At 73.9% G+C, this 16075-nt stretch carries 11 protein-coding genes; 9 read left to right on the top strand and 2 right to left on the bottom strand.

The genetic code is table 11. The features are described from left to right. Positions 1-12 precede the first annotated feature (12 nt). A complete protein-coding gene (dnaK, locus tag ABZU69_RS23335) occupies positions 13-1881 on the bottom strand; it encodes a molecular chaperone DnaK (RefSeq protein WP_354966455.1) in 1869 nt (622 codons plus the stop codon). 220 nt (positions 1882-2101) lie between these two features. Here dnaK and ABZU69_RS23330 point away from each other — a divergent pair, with 220 nt between their 5' ends. The 3 genes from ABZU69_RS23330 to ABZU69_RS23320 are packed head-to-tail and all read left to right on the top strand — an operon-like array spanning position 2102 to position 6903. Continuing rightward, on the top strand, positions 2102-3940 hold the full coding sequence (locus ABZU69_RS23330) for an ABC transporter (RefSeq protein WP_354966454.1): 1839 nt from the start codon (positions 2102-2104) through the stop codon (positions 3938-3940). After that, positions 3937-5622, top strand: coding sequence for a GTPase (locus ABZU69_RS23325; protein ID WP_354966453.1), 1686 nt, complete (start codon positions 3937-3939; stop codon positions 5620-5622). Before ABZU69_RS23330 ends, ABZU69_RS23325 begins: the two co-directional genes overlap by 4 nt. Positions 5623-5679: 57 nt before the next feature. Continuing rightward, positions 5680-6903, top strand: a complete 1224-nt coding sequence (locus tag ABZU69_RS23320) for a hypothetical protein (RefSeq protein WP_354966452.1) — start codon at positions 5680-5682, stop codon at positions 6901-6903. A gap of 80 nt (positions 6904-6983) precedes the next feature. On the opposite strand, the gene ABZU69_RS23315 is transcribed toward ABZU69_RS23320, so the two are convergent. Then, entirely contained in the window at positions 6984-7607 is a 624-nt protein-coding gene (locus ABZU69_RS23315) for a phosphoesterase PA-phosphatase (protein ID WP_354966451.1), read from the bottom strand. A 96-nt stretch (positions 7608-7703) separates the two neighbouring features. Here ABZU69_RS23315 and ABZU69_RS23310 point away from each other — a divergent pair, with 96 nt between their 5' ends. From ABZU69_RS23310 to ABZU69_RS23285, 6 genes are all read left to right on the top strand, one after another. Next, positions 7704-8360, top strand: a complete 657-nt coding sequence (locus ABZU69_RS23310) for a hypothetical protein (protein ID WP_354966450.1) — start codon at positions 7704-7706, stop codon at positions 8358-8360. Between the two features lie 644 nt (positions 8361-9004). After that, a complete protein-coding gene (gene pdhA / locus ABZU69_RS23305) occupies positions 9005-10180 on the top strand; it encodes a pyruvate dehydrogenase (acetyl-transferring) E1 component subunit alpha (protein ID WP_354966449.1) in 1176 nt (391 codons plus the stop codon). Beyond that, positions 10180-11169, top strand: a complete 990-nt coding sequence (locus ABZU69_RS23300) for an alpha-ketoacid dehydrogenase subunit beta (RefSeq protein WP_354966448.1) — start codon at positions 10180-10182, stop codon at positions 11167-11169. The genes pdhA and ABZU69_RS23300 overlap by 1 nt, the downstream gene beginning before the upstream one ends. A gap of 5 nt (positions 11170-11174) precedes the next feature. Then, positions 11175-12629: a dihydrolipoamide acetyltransferase family protein gene (locus ABZU69_RS23295; protein WP_354966572.1), complete on the top strand. Its 1455-nt coding sequence runs from the start codon at positions 11175-11177 to the stop codon at positions 12627-12629. A 218-nt stretch (positions 12630-12847) separates the two neighbouring features. Then, positions 12848-12985 carry a hypothetical protein gene (locus ABZU69_RS23290; RefSeq protein WP_199723474.1) on the top strand — a complete coding sequence of 46 codons (138 nt, stop codon included), beginning with the start codon at positions 12848-12850 and terminating at the stop codon, positions 12983-12985. A gap of 337 nt (positions 12986-13322) precedes the next feature. Then, entirely contained in the window at positions 13323-16058 is a 2736-nt protein-coding gene (locus tag ABZU69_RS23285) for a hypothetical protein (RefSeq protein ID WP_354966447.1), read from the top strand. Positions 16059-16075: the final 17 nt, after the last annotated feature.

Here is a 16075-nt window from a genome sequence, read left to right as displayed (position 1 = left end):
GGAGGCCGACGGTCACTTCTTGCCGTCCTCGTCCACGATCTCCGCGTCGACCACGTCGTCGGCGCCACCGGCAGCGCCGGCCTGCGGGCCGGTCGCCCCGGTCGCACCCGGGCCGGCCTCGCCACCCGGCTGCTGGTCCTGCTCGGCCTGCTGCGAGTAGAGCAGCGAACCGGCCTGCTGGGAGACCTGCGCGAGCCGCTCGTGCGCCGACTTGATCTTTTCGATGTCCTGACCGCCGAGGGCGCCACGCAGCTCGCCGAGCGCCTCGTTGAGCTGCTCCCGGGTCTCGCTGGGCAGCTTGTCGCCGCTCTCGGCGAGGAACTTCTCGGTCTGCCACTGGAGCGCCTCGGCCACGTTGCGGGTCTCGGCGTCGTCGCGGCGGCGCTTGTCCTCCTCCGCGTGCTCCTCGGCGTCCCGGCGCATCCGCTCGATGTCGTCCTTCGGCAGCGAGGAGCCGCCGGTGATCGTCATCTTCTGTTCCTTGCCGGTGCCCAGGTCCTTGGCGTGCACGTTGACGATGCCGTTGGCGTCGATGTCGAACGCGACCTCGATCTGCGGCACGCCGCGCGGCGCCGGCGGGAGGCCGGTCAGCTCGAAGGTGCCGAGCTTCTTGTTGTAGGACGCGATCTCCCGCTCGCCCTGGAACACCTGGATCAGCACCGACGGCTGGTTGTCGTCCGCCGTGGTGAAGACCTCGGAGCGCTTGGTCGGGATGGTGGTGTTGCGCTCGATCAGCTTGGTGAAGATGCCGCCCTTGGTCTCGATGCCCAGGCTCAGCGGGGTCACGTCGAGCAGCAGGACGTCCTTGACCTCGCCCTTGAGCACGCCGGCCTGGAGCGCGGCGCCGACGGCGACGACCTCGTCCGGGTTGACGCCCTTGTTGGGGTCACGGCCGGTGAGCTGCTTGACCAGGTCGGTCACGGCCGGCATCCGGGTCGAGCCGCCGACCAGGATCACGTGCTCGACGTCGGAGATCTTGATCCCGGCGTCCTTCACGGCCTGCTCGAACGGGCCCTTGCACCGGTCCAGCAGGTCCTGCGTCATCCGCTGGAACTCGGCGCGGCTGAGCGTCACGTCGAGGTGCAGCGGGCCGGCGGCGCCGGCCGTGATGTACGGCAGGTTGATGTTGGTGGTGGTGGCGGCCGACAGCTCGATCTTGGCCTTCTCGGCGGCCTCACGGAGCCGCTGCAGGGCCATCTTGTCCTGGCTTAGGTCGATGCCGTGCTCACCGCGGAAGGTCTTGACCAGGTGGTCGATGATCCGCTGGTCCCAGTCGTCGCCACCGAGCTGGTTGTCACCGCTGGTCGACTTGACCTCGACGACGCCCTCGGCCAGCTCCAGCAGCGACACGTCGAAGGTGCCGCCGCCGAGGTCGAAGACCAGGACGGTCTGCTCCTTGGAGCCCTTGTCCAGCCCGTACGCCAGGGCGGCCGCGGTCGGCTCGTTGACGATCCGCAGCACATTGAAGCCGGCGATCTCTCCGGCCTCCTTGGTCGACTGGCGCTGGCCGTCGTTGAAGTAGGCCGGAACGGTGATCACCGCGTCGGTGATCTGCTCACCCAGGTACGCCTCGGCGTCCCGCTTGAGCTTCATCAGCGTCCGGGCCGAGATCTCCTGCGGGGTGTACTTCTTGCCGTCGATGTCGACGGACCAGTTGGTGCCGATCTCCCGCTTGACCGAGCGGATCGTCCGGTCCGGGTTGGTCACCGCCTGGCGCTTGGCGACCTCACCGACGAGCACCTCGCCGTTACGGGCGAACGCGACGATCGACGGAGTCGTCCGCGAGCCCTCAGCGTTGGCGATGACGGTGGGCTCACCGCCCTCGAGAACGCTGACGCAGGAGTTCGTCGTGCCGAGGTCGATACCGACCGCACGTGCCATCTTCGCTTCCTCGCTTCGTAAGGTTGTGCAGGTGACGGGCACCGCCCGCGGACTGCCTGGCGGGCACCGCCCGCAGCGGGCCCACCACAAGTTGAGTGAACTTGACTCAATAGTGCCACGCCCCGGCCAATCGTCAAGTTGAGTTGAGCCGACCCGACGCAACCCAGCCGTTATTACCGTCCGGTTGTCTTCTCTTGCATCGGTCGGGCACGCTTTAGCGGTGACGACGCACGGCGATTCCGCCACCCATTCCGGAGCGCCCGCCGTCGCAGCCCGCACCGGCCCGCCGGACGCCGCGGAGGAGCCGCCCGCCACCACCGGGGACGACAGCCTCCCCGGCGCGCTGCCGGGTCTCCGGGCCGCGATCGGCGCGACCCGGTATCCGCTCGCCCTGCCTTCCGCCGGGCCGGCCCGGCACACCGCCAGCGCCCTCACCGACCAGCTCGACGACTACCTGCTGCCCCGGCTCGCCCGGCTCGACGCGCCACTGCTCGTGGTGGTCGGCGGTTCCACCGGCGCGGGCAAGTCGACCCTGGTCAACAGCCTGGTCAAGGCCCGGGTCAGCGCGGCCGGCGTGCTCCGGCCGACCACCCGCTCACCGGTGCTGGTCTGCAACCCGGCCGACGCGGCCTGGTTCCGGCAGGGTGAGCTGCTGCCCGGGCTCACCCGCACCACCGAGCCAAGTGAGGACCCGCGCTCCCTGCACCTGGTCACCGCCCCGGCGCTGCCCGCCGGGCTGGCCTTCCTCGACGCGCCGGACATCGACTCGGTGGTCGACGCCAACCGGGCACTCGCCGGCCAGTTGCTCGCCGCTGCCGACCTCTGGCTGTTCGTCACCACCGCCGCCCGGTACGCCGACGCGGTGCCGTGGGAGCTGCTGCGCAGCGCCCGGGCCCGCGGTGCGGTGATCGCCATGGTGCTGGACCGGGTGCCCGCGGAGGCCACCGACGAGATCTCCGCACACCTGGCCGAGATGCTCACCGCACAGGACCTCGGCCGGGCGCCCCTGTTCGTGCTGCCGGAGACGTGGGTCGACGGTCAGGGGCTGCTGCCCGAGGGTGTCACCGCGCCGCTGGCCGACTGGTTCGCGCGGCTGGCCGGCGACGCCGACGCCCGGGCCGCGGTGGTCCGGCAGACCCTGGACGGGGCGCTGGCCGCGCTGCACCCGGCCGTCGAGGAGCTGGCCGACGCCGCCGACGAGCAGGTCGCCGCCGCCGACAGTCTGGACGAGCGGGTCCGGGCCGCCTACCGGGGCGCCGAACGGACCGTCGAGCAGGGCCTGCGGGACGGCCGCCTGCTCCGTGGCGAGGTGCTCGCCCGCTGGCAGGAGTTCGTCGGCACCGGGGAGCTGTTCCGCACCCTGGAGGCGCGGATCGGGCGGCTGCGGGATCGGATGGTGGCCGCCGTCACCGGTCGGCCGGCACCCGCCGCCGAGCTGCGCAACGCCATCGAGTCGCAGCTGGTCACGCTGCTGCGCGGGGTCGCTTCGGAGGCCGCCGAGGCCGCGTACACCGCGTGGAAGGCGCACCCGGCGGGAGCCGGGCTGCTCAACCCGGGGCTCGCCCACCCCGGCGGCGACCTGCCCGAGCGCGCCGAGCGGATGGTCCGGGACTGGCAGCGCGGGGTGCTGGAGCTGGTGCGGGTCGAGGGCGGCGACAAGCGGATCGTGGCCCGCACCGCCGCGTACGCGGTGAACGCCACCGGGCTCGCCGTGATGATCGCCGTGTTCGCGTCCACCGCGTTCATCCCGACCGGGCTGGAGGTGGCCACCGGGGCCGGCACCACCGTCGCGGCCCAGGCCGTACTCCAGGCGATCTTCGGCGACCAGGCGGTGCGTACCCTCGCCGCCAAGGCCCGTGCGGACCTGCTGGACCGGGTGCGGACGCTGCTCGACGCGGAGGCCGACCGCTTCCTGACCCGCACCGCCGAAGCCCGCCCCGCCGCGGACGCCGGCGACGGGTTGCGCAGGGCCGCCGGCCGGGTCGAGCTGGCCCGGCACCGCAGCGGCCTGGCAACCGGCGACACACCGCCGGCCGCCGACGAGGATGGCTCCCGGTGAGCAACATCGCCGGCCGGGTACGCGAGGCGTTCCGGGGTGACCAGCGGATCGACCCCGATGCGCTGATCGCCCGCCTGGACGCGGTACGCCGGTTCCTGACCGCGGTGGACGGCCTGCTGCCGGACTCCGAGCTGGTGCCCGCGCACACCCTGGTCGAGCGGGCCGGCACCCGGCTCACCCTGTCCCGCGACCACACCGTGGTCGCCCTGGCCGGCGCCACCGGCAGCGGCAAGTCCAGCCTGTTCAACGCGCTGGCCCGGCTGGAGCTCTCGCCGGTCGGGGTCCGCCGCCCGACGACCGGCGTCACGCACGCCTGCGTGTGGGGCGCGCTGGAGGGCGCCAACCGACTGCTCGACTGGATCGGTGTGCTGCCCCGGCACCGCTTCGTCCGCGAGAGCGCGCTGGACGCGGACGACGAGACCGCGCTGCACGGGCTGATCCTGCTCGACCTGCCCGACTTCGACTCGGTGCAGCGGGCCCACCGACTGGAGGTGGACCGGCTGCTCGGCCTGGTCGACCAGGTGGTCTGGGTGGTCGACCCGCAGAAGTACGCCGACCGGGTCATCCACGACAGCTACCTCCGCGAGTTCCACCGCCACCGGGACGTCACCCTGGTCGTGCTCAACCAGGCCGACCGGCTGCCCCCGGCCGAACTGCCCCGGGTCCTGGACGACCTGCGCCGGCTGCTCGATGCGGACGGGCTGACCGGCGTGCCGCTGCTGGCCACCACCGCCATCGATCCGGCCGGGATGGTGGGGCTGCGCACCGCGCTGGAACGGACGGTCGCCGAGCGGCAGGCGGCGCTGCGACGGCTGGCCGGCGATGTCGACACGGTGGTCGCCGCGCTGGACGAGCTGGTCGGCTCCGCCCGACCGGCGGGCGGACCGGACGACACCGCCGTCGACGGGTTGAACCGGGCACTGGCCGGCGCGGCCGGAGTGCCGGCGGTGACGGAGGCGGTGGAGCAGGCGTACCGGCACCGGGCCGGCGCGGTCACCGGCTGGCCGGTGGTCCGGGGCTGGCGGCGGCTGCGACCCGACCCGCTGCGCCGCCTGCACCTGCCCGGCCCGGCCGGCGATCAGGCCGACCCGGCGGAGAGCCTGGTCGCGGCAACCTCGGTACCGGACCCGACGGCCGCCCAGCGCTCGGCGCTCGGTCTGGCCATCCGTGCGGTGGCCGATCGGGCCGCCGCCGACCTGCCTGCCGCCTGGCCGGCGGCGGTCACCGCCGCCGCCCGGTCCCGCCTCGGCGACCTGCCGGACGCGCTGGACCGCGCGATCGCCGGCACCGACCTGGGCCTGGGCCGTCGACCCGTCTGGTGGCGGCTGGTCGGCGGTGTCCAGTGGCTGGTCACCCTGGCCGCCGTGGTCGGGCTGGGCTGGTTAATGCTCGGCTACGCGCTGCGGGCGCTCGGCCTGCCCGCACTGGACAACCCGATGGTCGGGCAGGTGCCACTGCCCACCCTGCTGCTGCTCGGCGGGCTGCTGGCCGGGCTGCTGGTGGCCGCGCTGACCCGACCGGTGGTGCGCTGGGCGGCCCGGCTTGCCCGAAGCCGCGCCGAGCAGCGGCTGACGGCCGAGGTCGCCCGCGTGGGCGAGGAGTACGTGCTCGCCCCGGTGCGGATCGTGCTCGCCTCGTACGCGCAGGCACGCGACGCGCTGCGGGATGCCGCCCGCCGCTGACGCTCAGCACGGCTCGCTACCCCTCTGCACATCCCCCGAGCGGCGTAGGGTCGGAGCATGGCCACGCCTCAGACCCCCTACGACGCGGTGCTGCACGCCGCACGCGACGTGACCAAGCTGGAGTCGGCGCTGGACGCCGAGATGCTCGGCAGCGCCCTCCTGGGCAGCGTCTACGCGATCGCGGAGACCGACCGCGACACCGCCGTACGGGAGTTCGTCACCGGGTTCCTCGCCGCCACCGCCCGCCGCCGGATCGCTGCGGCGACCACCATCCGGCAGGTCTTCGCCACGCTCATCCCCGACGCCGAGGGCACCGAACGGGTGCGCCCGGGCAGCCAGGCGCCAGCCTGGACGGGTCAGCTCGGCCGGGTGCACCTCACCGGCAGCTGGGCGTACGGCGACGTGTACGGCGATCAGACCTCCTACCTCGCCACCTTCGCCTACGACGACGCGGCCGGCGGCCCCGAGCACGCGCTGGTGGCCCTGGTCGACCACAACATCGGGATCACCAAGGACATCTTCGTCGGCGGGCCGGCGGAACGGATCCTGGACCAGGTCCGCCAGATGTGCGCGGACGACGAGCTGACCTGGTTCCGTACCGAGGATCCTGCCCAACTGCGTGGCGAGGTGGCCCGCCACCTCGCCGTCACCGACGAGCTGAGCGAGCTGCCCGGCGAGGGCTCACTCGCCACCGATCGGGCGCTGGTCGGCGCCCGGCTGGCGCTGCTGCCCACCGCCGCCGCCCCAACCAGCCCGGCCGAGGTCGAGCCGCTCTCCGCCGCCGAGCGCACCGAGCTGGTCCGGCGGTTCCTGGCCGCGCCGGAGGCCGCACGGTTCGGGCTCGACGCCGTCGACGGCGCGGAGCTGGCCTCGCTGCACTTCTGCCTGAGCCTGCTGCTGGACCATTCGGCGACCTTCCCGGACGCCGACCCGATGCGGTGGAGCCCCGCGGTGTCCGGGCTCTTCCTGCTCGACTGGGTACACCGCCGGGCGGTACTGGACATGGACGACGCGGCGATGCTGCCCCGTGTGCTGCGCGCCTGGGCCCGGTACGCGTCGCGCCAGCGTGGACTTTCCGAAACGGCCGCGACGCGCACCGACGAGGCGATCGAGGAGATGGTGGCGGAGTTCGCCCGCCTCTACTCGACCGGTGAGCGGCGTAGCCCGGCCACCGCGGCGGTGGCCCAGCTGATGGCCGACGGGGTCGACCCGGACGACCCGGCCGCGCTGGACGCCTGGATCGAGGCGAACCGGCACCGTCTCGCCGACGACGGCGCCTGACGGCATTCCGGGCGGGCGGGCACGTCGCCGCCCGCCCGGACCCCGCCGGCACAGCGGACCCGGTCACCGCGCCGGCCCGGTCAGCGCAGCAGACCGAAGACCACTCCGGAGATAATTGCGCCGAGCACGCCGCCGGCCAGCACCTGCGCCACGGTGTGGTCCCGTAGCCGCACCCGGGCCCAGCCGACCACGCCCAGCAGTGGCACGGCGACGAGCAGCTCGGTCCCGAAGGTCAGCACCAGGATGATCAGCGTGCCGGCGGCCACCGCCGAGTGGATCGACATCTTCCACCAGTGGCTCACCGACACGGCGACCACCAGTCCGGCCAGCCCGGCCACCGCCAGTGCCAGCAACGGACGGGGTGCTCCGAGCACCGCGAGCAGGGCCAGCCCTGCGGCGACCGAGCCGAGGCCGACCAGCAACGGCACCCGGCGCTGGTCCCGGCGACCGATGTGGTGGTCCGTGAGCCGGCCACGGCGTACGCCGCCGACGATGTAGGCGAACGGAATGCCGGTGACGAAGAGCGTGGCGAGCAGACCCCACGCCAGGCCGTGACCAGGGTTGCGGGAGCTGTGCCAGCTCACGGTGACCATCAGCACCGACACCAGCACGGCGGGCGCGGTCAGCTCGGTGACCAGCCGGGCGATCCGCAGCCCCGGCCCCTGCCGGGCGGTGACCGGGCGGAGTTCCGCACCGCCGCCCACGCCACCCCCTCCGGTACGCCCCTATCGCCGACCGCCGCCGGCACCGGGTCGGTCGCGCCTGACCGTCACCGTACCGCCGGGGACACCGTGGAGTACGTGTGTCCGGCCAGCGGCGTTGGACTGGCCGTGGGGGTGGGTCGGTCGGCCGGGAACGTCGGGGATGTCGCGACGGTCGGGTGGGGCCGGCTCGGCGATGAACTGGGCGTGGCGGGTGGCGTGGTCGTGGCGGGTGTCGTGGTCGTGGTGGCCGGCTCGGACAGGGTGCTGGTCGGCACGGCGGTCGCGGTCGGGGAGTCGGTCACGGTGGGGGTCGACGGCGGGGTCGGTGTCGGGGTCGGTGTCGGGCTCGGGTCCGGCGGGCGGGTCGGCGAGGGTGCCGGGGACGGGCTGGTCGGGGGCGAGGCCGGGGGCGTACCCCGGGTGGGCCTCGGCGAGGGCGGGGGCACCACGCGGACCGGCCCCGGATCGGCCTCGGTCGGGCCCGGGTCCGTCCGGTCCTGGTCACGTCGGGGAGCCGTGGGTAGCCAGCCGGCGGTGGCGGTCGGACCGACGTCGGGCGTGGCGGGTGGCGGGAGCGCCGGTTGGCTGGTCGCCGGCACCGGGATCACCACCGGCCCGACCGACGGGGTCGGGATGAACGGGGTGCTGCTGTCCGGCAGCGCGGTGCTGCCCGGCGTGGCCGAGCCCGCGCTGATGGCGGCGAGGATGGGCATCGACGCGGTGCCGGCCAGCAGCGCGACGGTGAGCAGGTAGCCCCGGGAGGGGCCGCCGGCGCCGGGAGCGCGGTGCGCGCCGACCACCCGGCGGTAGCCGTCGGCCGACCGCTGCCGACCGAGTGCGGGCGTGCCGGGACCGTCACCTGGCTCGTACACCACACACCCCTTGTCGTCAGCCGTCGGAGGGCGCGGATGGACGTCGCCGGCTGGAGAACCCCGGCAAATCACCCGATCGGCGCGATCCTGCGGGAAACAGCCTCGCCCAGTTACCGTCCGTCAGCCAACCTCCACTGCGTGTCGACACGCGGAGACGGGCCGAACGGTGACGAACCATCGCCGTAACGCCTGGTTGGCACCGTCGGGCACGATGGCGACAAACGACCTCAAACGGGGGGCGGTCGGAACGTGGGGCGGGCGTACTGTGGGCGCGCTCACCTGCTCTGCGAATATGGAGCACGACGGCAACGCAGCCGTGACCTCCGCGCACCCTCGCGGCAGGCGCGGTTGAGCGCCGGCGCTCCCGAACCGGGTTCGGCCAGAATCCGGCTCATGCCGCGCGGCAACCCCCACCGGGGCTAGGCGCGGCCGCCAGGAACCGGTCCGGCAGCAGCCGGACAGGCGCACGAGTTGCGCGGCCGGGTGACCCCCCGGTGCCGACGCAGACACGACAGGGAGAGACGGATGGCAAAGGGCGACCCCGGGGGCACCACCCGCAGCAGGCGGGCAGCACCCCGCTCCAGGAAGAGCGCGGCCGGCGACCCCGAGCTCGTGCAGCTGCTCACCCCCGAAGGCGAGCGGATCGAGAGCGTCACCGGGCCGGACGGCAACGAGTACCGCGTCGACTTCACCGACGAGGAGTACCGCGGGCTCTACCGCGACCTCGTGCTGGTCCGCAAGCTCGACGCCGAGGCGACCGCGCTCCAGCGCCAGGGCGAACTGGGCATCTGGGCCAGCCTGCTCGGCCAGGAGGCGGCGCAGGTCGGCTCCGGGCGGGCGCTGCGCACCCAGGACATGGCCTTCCCGACCTACCGGGAGCACGGCGTCCTCTACTGCCGCGGCATCGACCCGATCATGCCGCTCGGCCTGTTCCGCGGCGTCGACCAGGGCGGCTGGGACCCGAACGAGTTCAAGTTCAACATGTACACGATCGTGATCGGGGCGCAGACCCTGCACGCGACGGGCTACGCCATGGGCATCACCATGGACGGCAAGACCGGCACCAACGACGGTGAAGCGGTGATCGCCTACTTCGGCGACGGGGCCACCAGCCAGGGTGACGTCAACGAGGCGTTCGTCTGGGCCGGCGTGTTCAACGCGCCGATGGTCTTCTTCTGCCAGAACAACCAGTACGCGATCTCCGAGCCGCTGGAGCGGCAGACCCGGATCCCGCTCTATCAGCGGGCCGCCGGCTTCGGCTTCCCCGGCATCCGCGTGGACGGCAACGACGTGCTGGCCACGTACGCGGTCACCCGCACCGCGCTGGACAACGCCCGGCACGGGCAGGGCCCGAGCCTGATCGAGGCGTACACCTACCGGATGGGCGCACACACCACCTCCGACGACCCGACCCGCTACCGGATCGCCAGCGAGGTCGAGGCGTGGAAGGCCAAGGACCCGATCGCCCGGGTCAAGGTCTTCCTGGAGAAGCAGCAGATCGCCGACGCGGACTTCTTCGCCGAGGTCGACGAGCAGGCCCGCCGCGAGTCGGTGCACCTGCGCGAGCGTGTGCTCGCCATGCCCAACCCCGAGCCGGTGACGATGTTCGACCACGTCTACCCGAACGGGTCTCCGCTGCTCGACGAGCAGCGCGCGCAGTTCAGCCGGTACATGGAGTCGTTCGAGGGGAGCGCCCACTGATGGCCACGGAGACGCTCACCCTCGGCAAGGCCCTCAACACCGGCCTGCGCCGCGCCCTGGAGAACGACCCCAAGGTCGTCATCATGGGCGAGGACGTCGGCAAGCTCGGCGGCGTCTTCCGGATCACCGACGGGCTCCAGAAGGACTTCGGCGACCAGCGGGTGATCGACACCCCGCTGGCCGAGTCCGGCATCATCGGCACCGCGGTCGGTCTGGCCATCCGTGGCTACCGGCCGGTCTGCGAGATCCAGTTCGACGGCTTCGTCTATCCCGCGTACGACCAGATCGTGTCGCAGGTGGCGAAGATGCACTACCGCTCGCGCGGCAAGCTCAGCATCCCGATGGTGATCCGCATCCCGTTCGGTGGCGGCATCGGCGCGGTCGAGCACCACTCCGAGTCGCCGGAGGCGTACTTCGCGCACACCGCCGGCCTGAAGGTGGTGTCCTGCGCCAACCCGCAGGACGCGTACGTGATGATCCAGCAGGCCATCGCCTCCGACGACCCGATCGTCTTCCTGGAGCCCAAGCGGCGCTACTGGGAGAAGGGGCAGGTCGACCTGGACGCGCCGCTGTCCGACGCGTACCCGCTGCACTCGGCCCGGGTGGTCCGGCCCGGCACCGACGTGACCGTGCTGGCGTACGGGCCGATGGTCCGGACGTGCCTGGAGGCGGCGACCGCCGCCGCCGAGGACGGCCGGGAGCTGGAGGTCATCGACCTGCGCTCGCTCTCCCCGCTGGACCTTGCCGCGGCCTACGAGTCGGTGAAGCGCACCGGCCGTGCGGTGGTGGTGCACGAGGCGCCGTCCAACATCGGCCTCGGCGCCGAGCTGGCCGCCCGGATCACCGAGGAGTGCTTCTACTCCCTGGAGTCGCCGGTGCTGCGCGTGACCGGCTTCGACACCCCCTACCCGGCCGCCCGGGTGGAGGAGGAGTACCTGCCCGACCTCGACCGGGTGCTCGACGCCGTCGACCGCACCTTCGGCTGGTGAGCGGCATGTCCCGGATCAAGGAGTTCAACCTGCCCGACCTGGGCGAGGGGTTGACCGAGGGCGAGATCCTGTCGTGGCTGGTCAAGGTCGGCGACACCATCGAGCTGAACCAGCCGATCGTCGAGGTGGAGACGGCGAAGGCGGCCGTGGAGATCCCGGCGAAGTGGGCCGGCCAGGTCCAGGCGATCTTCCACCCGGAGGGCACCACGGTCGAGGTCGGTACGCCGATCATCGCGATCGACACCGACCCGGGCGCCGGCCCGCTGGACGCGCCGTCGACCACGGCCACGCCCGGTGGTGACCTGCCCACCCCGTCGGCGGCCTCGCTGGCAGCCGTCGAGGTGGCACCGGCCGAGGGCATGGTCGAGCCCGGTCTGATCGGCGGCCCCGCCCCGGGTGGGCGGACCGCGGTCCTGGTCGGCTACGGCCCGCGTACCACCGCCGCGAAGCGCCGCCCCCGCAAGGGTGGCGTCCCCGCGCAGGCCGCAGTGGCGCCCACGGCCGCTCCGGCGCCGGTCGCGCCGGCTCCGCAGCCGGTGGCCGCGCCGACGCCGGTCGCTGCGGTGACCGGCGGGCTGGTGCTGGCCAAGCCGCCGGTGCGCAAGCTCGCCAAGGACCTCGGGGTTGACCTGAGCACGTTGACCGGGTCGGGTCCGCTGGGCTCGATCACCCGGGAGGACGTGCAGCAGGCGGCGAGTGGCGCCGTGGCCGAGCCGATCAGGGCGGCGGCGGTGGCGACGAGCGCGGCCAGCTTCGGCGCGGACCGCGAGCAGCGCATCCCGGTCAAGGGGGTACGCAAGCTCACCGCCGAGAACATGTCCCGCTCGGCGTTCACCGCCCCGCACGTGACGGAGTTCCTGACCGTCGACGTGACCCGGGCGATGAAGGCGCTCGACCGGCTGCGCGGCCGGCGGGAGTGGCGCGACGTCCGCGTTTCGCCGCTGCTGCTGGTGGCGAAGGCCGTACTCCTGGCGGTCAAGCGGCACCCGATGGTCAACTCGACCTGGGCCGGCGACGAGATCGTGGTCAAGGAGTACGTCAACCTCGGCATCGCCGCGGCCACCGAGCGTGGCCTCATCGTGCCGAACGTCAAGGACGCGGGCCGGCTCTCGCTACGCGAGCTGGCGGACTCCCTGAACGACCTGGTGCAGACGGCGAAGTCCGGCCGGACCTCGCCGGCGGACATGTCCGGCGGCACCCTGACCATCACCAATGTGGGGGTGTTCGGGGTGGACACCGGGACGCCGATCCTGCCGCCGGGTGAGTCGGCGATCCTGGCCTTCGGCGCGGTGCGGGAGATGCCCTGGGTGCACAAGGGCAAGGTCAAGGCGCGCCAGGTCACCACGCTGGGGTTGAGCTTCGACCACCGGATCATCGACGGTGAGCTGGGCTCGAAGTTCCTGCGCGACATCGGCGACTTCCTCGCCGATCCGGAGGCGGCGCTGCTCGCCTGGACCTGATCGTCCGAACGCCAGCCACGGCCGGTGTGCCACGGGTTAACGCCCGGCACACCGGCCGTGTCCGTTGGGCGACGAAACCGTCGGCGAAACACCCCTCAGACCTTTGATTGTTAGGCAGGTGTCCCAACTCACCTAACAATCGATGGAAGTTAGCCGGGTTCTGCGGTTCAATAGATGCATCAGGGGCCGACAACCGAATAGCCAGGAGGACACCCCCAATGAGCATGATCGAGCGAATCCGCAGTCACCGCGACGCCACCCGCCGCGCCCGTGCCATCGAGCACGCGCTGCGCTCGGCGAACTCGCCGGCCGTCCGCGAGGAACTCCTCATCATCGCCCAGCGTCACATGGGCTGACGCTCCACCGACATTCCTCACCTCCTTCAGATCGATGGCCCGCCCGGCCGACCGGGCGGGCCATCGGCGTTTCCTCCCCTCCCGGCACCGGGATTCCGCCGTGCGGCAGCGCCCGGTACGGTGGGCTTCGGTCGCCGCCCGCCGGGCCGGCACCGGCGGAGCCGATAGAAGCTGCTCGACACCGACCGGCCACGCGGAGTGACGACCGGTGCTCCTTGGACGCCCCGTGTGGTCACCGGATACGGTGCGGGGAGCCCGGCACGCCGGTGACGCCGGCAGCCATGCCGAGGAGACCGATCGGCACCGGCGGCCGACATGTGATGGAGGAGGCGCACCGATGACGTCCGAGGGCCCGCACCGCCCCGGCCAGGAGCCGGACGAGGTGTCACCGGGCGCCGGCGGACCGGCGCCGTACGGCGACCGCCCGGCGCAGCCGGACAACGGCTACAACGCCGCCGGCCCCGACCTGGGCTGGGCACCCCCGCCGCCGGCGCGGCCGAACCCGCCGGCCCCGGCATGGGCCGCTCAGTCTGAGCAGCAGCCGAACCCCGCCTGGGGTGCCGCCGCCGCGCCGCAGCCCACCGAGCCGGCGCAGCCCGCCTGGGCAACCGGCGGTGGCGCGAACGAGCCGCCGCAGCAGCCCGGCACCTGGACCGGCGCGGGTGGCGCACCCGACCACACGCAGCCCGCCCCGTGGGCCGCCCAGCAGCAGGGCTGGACGCCAGCCGAGCAGAGCGCACCCGGGTGGACCCCCGGGGGCGCCGAGCAGCCCGAGTGGGCGCAGGCCCAGCCGGCCGCGCGGGGTGCCGCGCAGGTGCCGCCCGCCACCGCAGCCTGGCCGGCTCAGGACGACCCGGCCCGCTCCGGCGGCTGGAACGCCGACGCCCAGCAGGACGACCCGGCCCGCTCCGGCGGTTGGAGCGGAGCGGCGCAGGCCAACCCGCCCGCCGGCGACTGGCGCGGCGGCGAGTCGCAGCAGGCAGAGTCGGCGCAGGGCGCCGGTTGGGCCACCGGCGCCGCCGGTCAGGGCGATCAGCCGATGTGGACGCCGGCTGAGCAGTCACCACAGACCTGGGGCCAGCCCGCCGAGTCGACCGAGCAGGCGGCCCCCGGGTGGGGCCAGGCCGAGGCGGCCGCCTCCCGGGGCTCGGCTCAGGTGCCGGCTCAGGCGCCGGCGCCGAACTGGCCCGGCCAGGACGACCCGGCCCGCTCCGGCGGCTGGGCCGGACAGCAGCAGCCGGCGCAGCCCGGCGGGTGGGGCGACGGCACCGACGTGAAGCAGGACGAGGCCGCGCAGCCCGCCGCCTGGGGTGGCGCCGAGGGTCGTCCGCAGCAGCCGGACTGGGTGCTCTCGCCGCAGGACCAGCCGGCCGAGCGGCCGGAATCGGCGGAATGGACCGCGGACGCCACCGGCACCCCGGCCCGGGCCAGTGCCAGCGTTCCCAGCAACGACGGGACGCCCGCCTGGGCCGCCGCCCCCGACAACGCCGCCCAGGGCAGCGCCGGCGTGCCGGACGCCCAGCCGTGGGCGCCCGGCGAGGTATGGGGTCGCGCCGAGGCGGAAGCCTCGCAGTCCCGCGGTGAGTGGGAGGCGGGCCGGGGCGACGAGTCGCCGGTCTACCAGCCCGCTCCCGCACCGGGCATCTCGCCCGCGAACGCCGTGCCACTGCCCCCGCAGGAGCAGCGCGTGCCGGGGGCCAGCCTGGCTGCCGCACCGCCGGCCAACTACGGGCCGCCGGCCCAGTACGGCGCTGCCTCCGAGCAGCCGGCGTACGCCGAGCGGGAGAACCCGGACGCCGCCGCGCAGTACGAGGCGGAGCCGGCCGGCTGGGGCCGGGCCGAGGAGGCTCCGGCGGCCGGCGCCGTGGTGCCCGCCCCGCGGGTCTCCCCGGAGGCCGGAGCAGGCCGCGCGGTAGTACCGGCGCCGGATGCCGAGTCGGCGGCCGGCCGGGCGTCGGCGAGTGCATCGGTTCCGTTGGCCAGCCGGGTGATGCCCCCCACCGACCAGGCCGTACGACCGGCCGGCGCGCCCGCGCCGCAGCCCCGGGTGTACGGTCGCCCGCCCCGCCCCGAGCCGGAGAACGAGCCGGAGCAGGCGGCGCCGGAGGCGTTCCAGGCCGCCCCGGGTCCCGAGCGCCCGAGCGCACCGGACTGGCAGAACGGCCCCGACCGGCAGGTCGCACCCGACTGGCAGACCGGCGCCGAGCGCCCAAGCGCACCCGACTGGCAGAACGGCGCCGAGCGCCCGGGCGCACAAGACTGGCAGAACGGCCCGGAGCGACAGGGTGCCGCCCCCGCGTGGGGCGGCGAACCTCCGGCCGAGCCGCGCTTCGACGACCGGGACGTGCCGGCCGCTCCGAACGGATTCGGTGCGGCGGCGTCCCCGCCTCCGGCCTTCCCGCCGGGTGTGCCGTCGTTCGTCGACACCCCGGGCAGCAACCGGCCGATGAACGGGGTCCGGCCGCAGGCCGGCGCCGAGCGCACGGCCGAGCCGTTCGGCGCCCCCGGGTCACCGGTCGCCGGCACCGCCGGAATGAACAGCGCGCCGGGCTTCGGCGGCCCGAACTTCGGCGGCCCCGGCTTCGGGGGGCAGTCCACCGAGCCGGCACCGGGCGGCGGCTTCCCGCCGCCGGCCTTCCCGCCGGCGCCCCAGCAGCCTGCACCATCGTGGGGCCAGGCAGCCGGCGAGTCGGACCAGGGCCGGTTCGACGCGTACAAGCCGGACGCCGACCAGCCGCAGGCGGAGCCACCGGTGCCGAAGGTGCGCAACGGCCGCGTGCTGGCGGCGGTGCTGATCGCCGCGGTGCTCATCCTGGCGGTGCCGCTCGGCCTGCTGATGCTGCTGGGCAAGTTCGGCGGGGACGACACGCCGGCCTTCGACCCGGCGGTCGGCACCTGCGTGAAGCAGTCCGGCCAGGGCGCCTCGGCGGTGGACTGTGGCGAGGCGGGCGCGTTCACCATCGTTTCCAAGGTGGATGCGAAGGACAAGTGCGCCGATCCGGCCCAGCCGCACGTGGTGCTGCCCGGCGACGGCACCAACCGGGTGCTCTGCCTCAAGCCGGCCACCAAGTAACGCGAACCGACGGCGGG

Source organism: Micromonospora sp. NPDC005206, assembly GCF_040608175.1.
Lineage (GTDB): Bacteria > Actinomycetota > Actinomycetes > Mycobacteriales > Micromonosporaceae > Micromonospora.
This window is presented reverse-complemented; position numbering and strand designations above follow the sequence as displayed.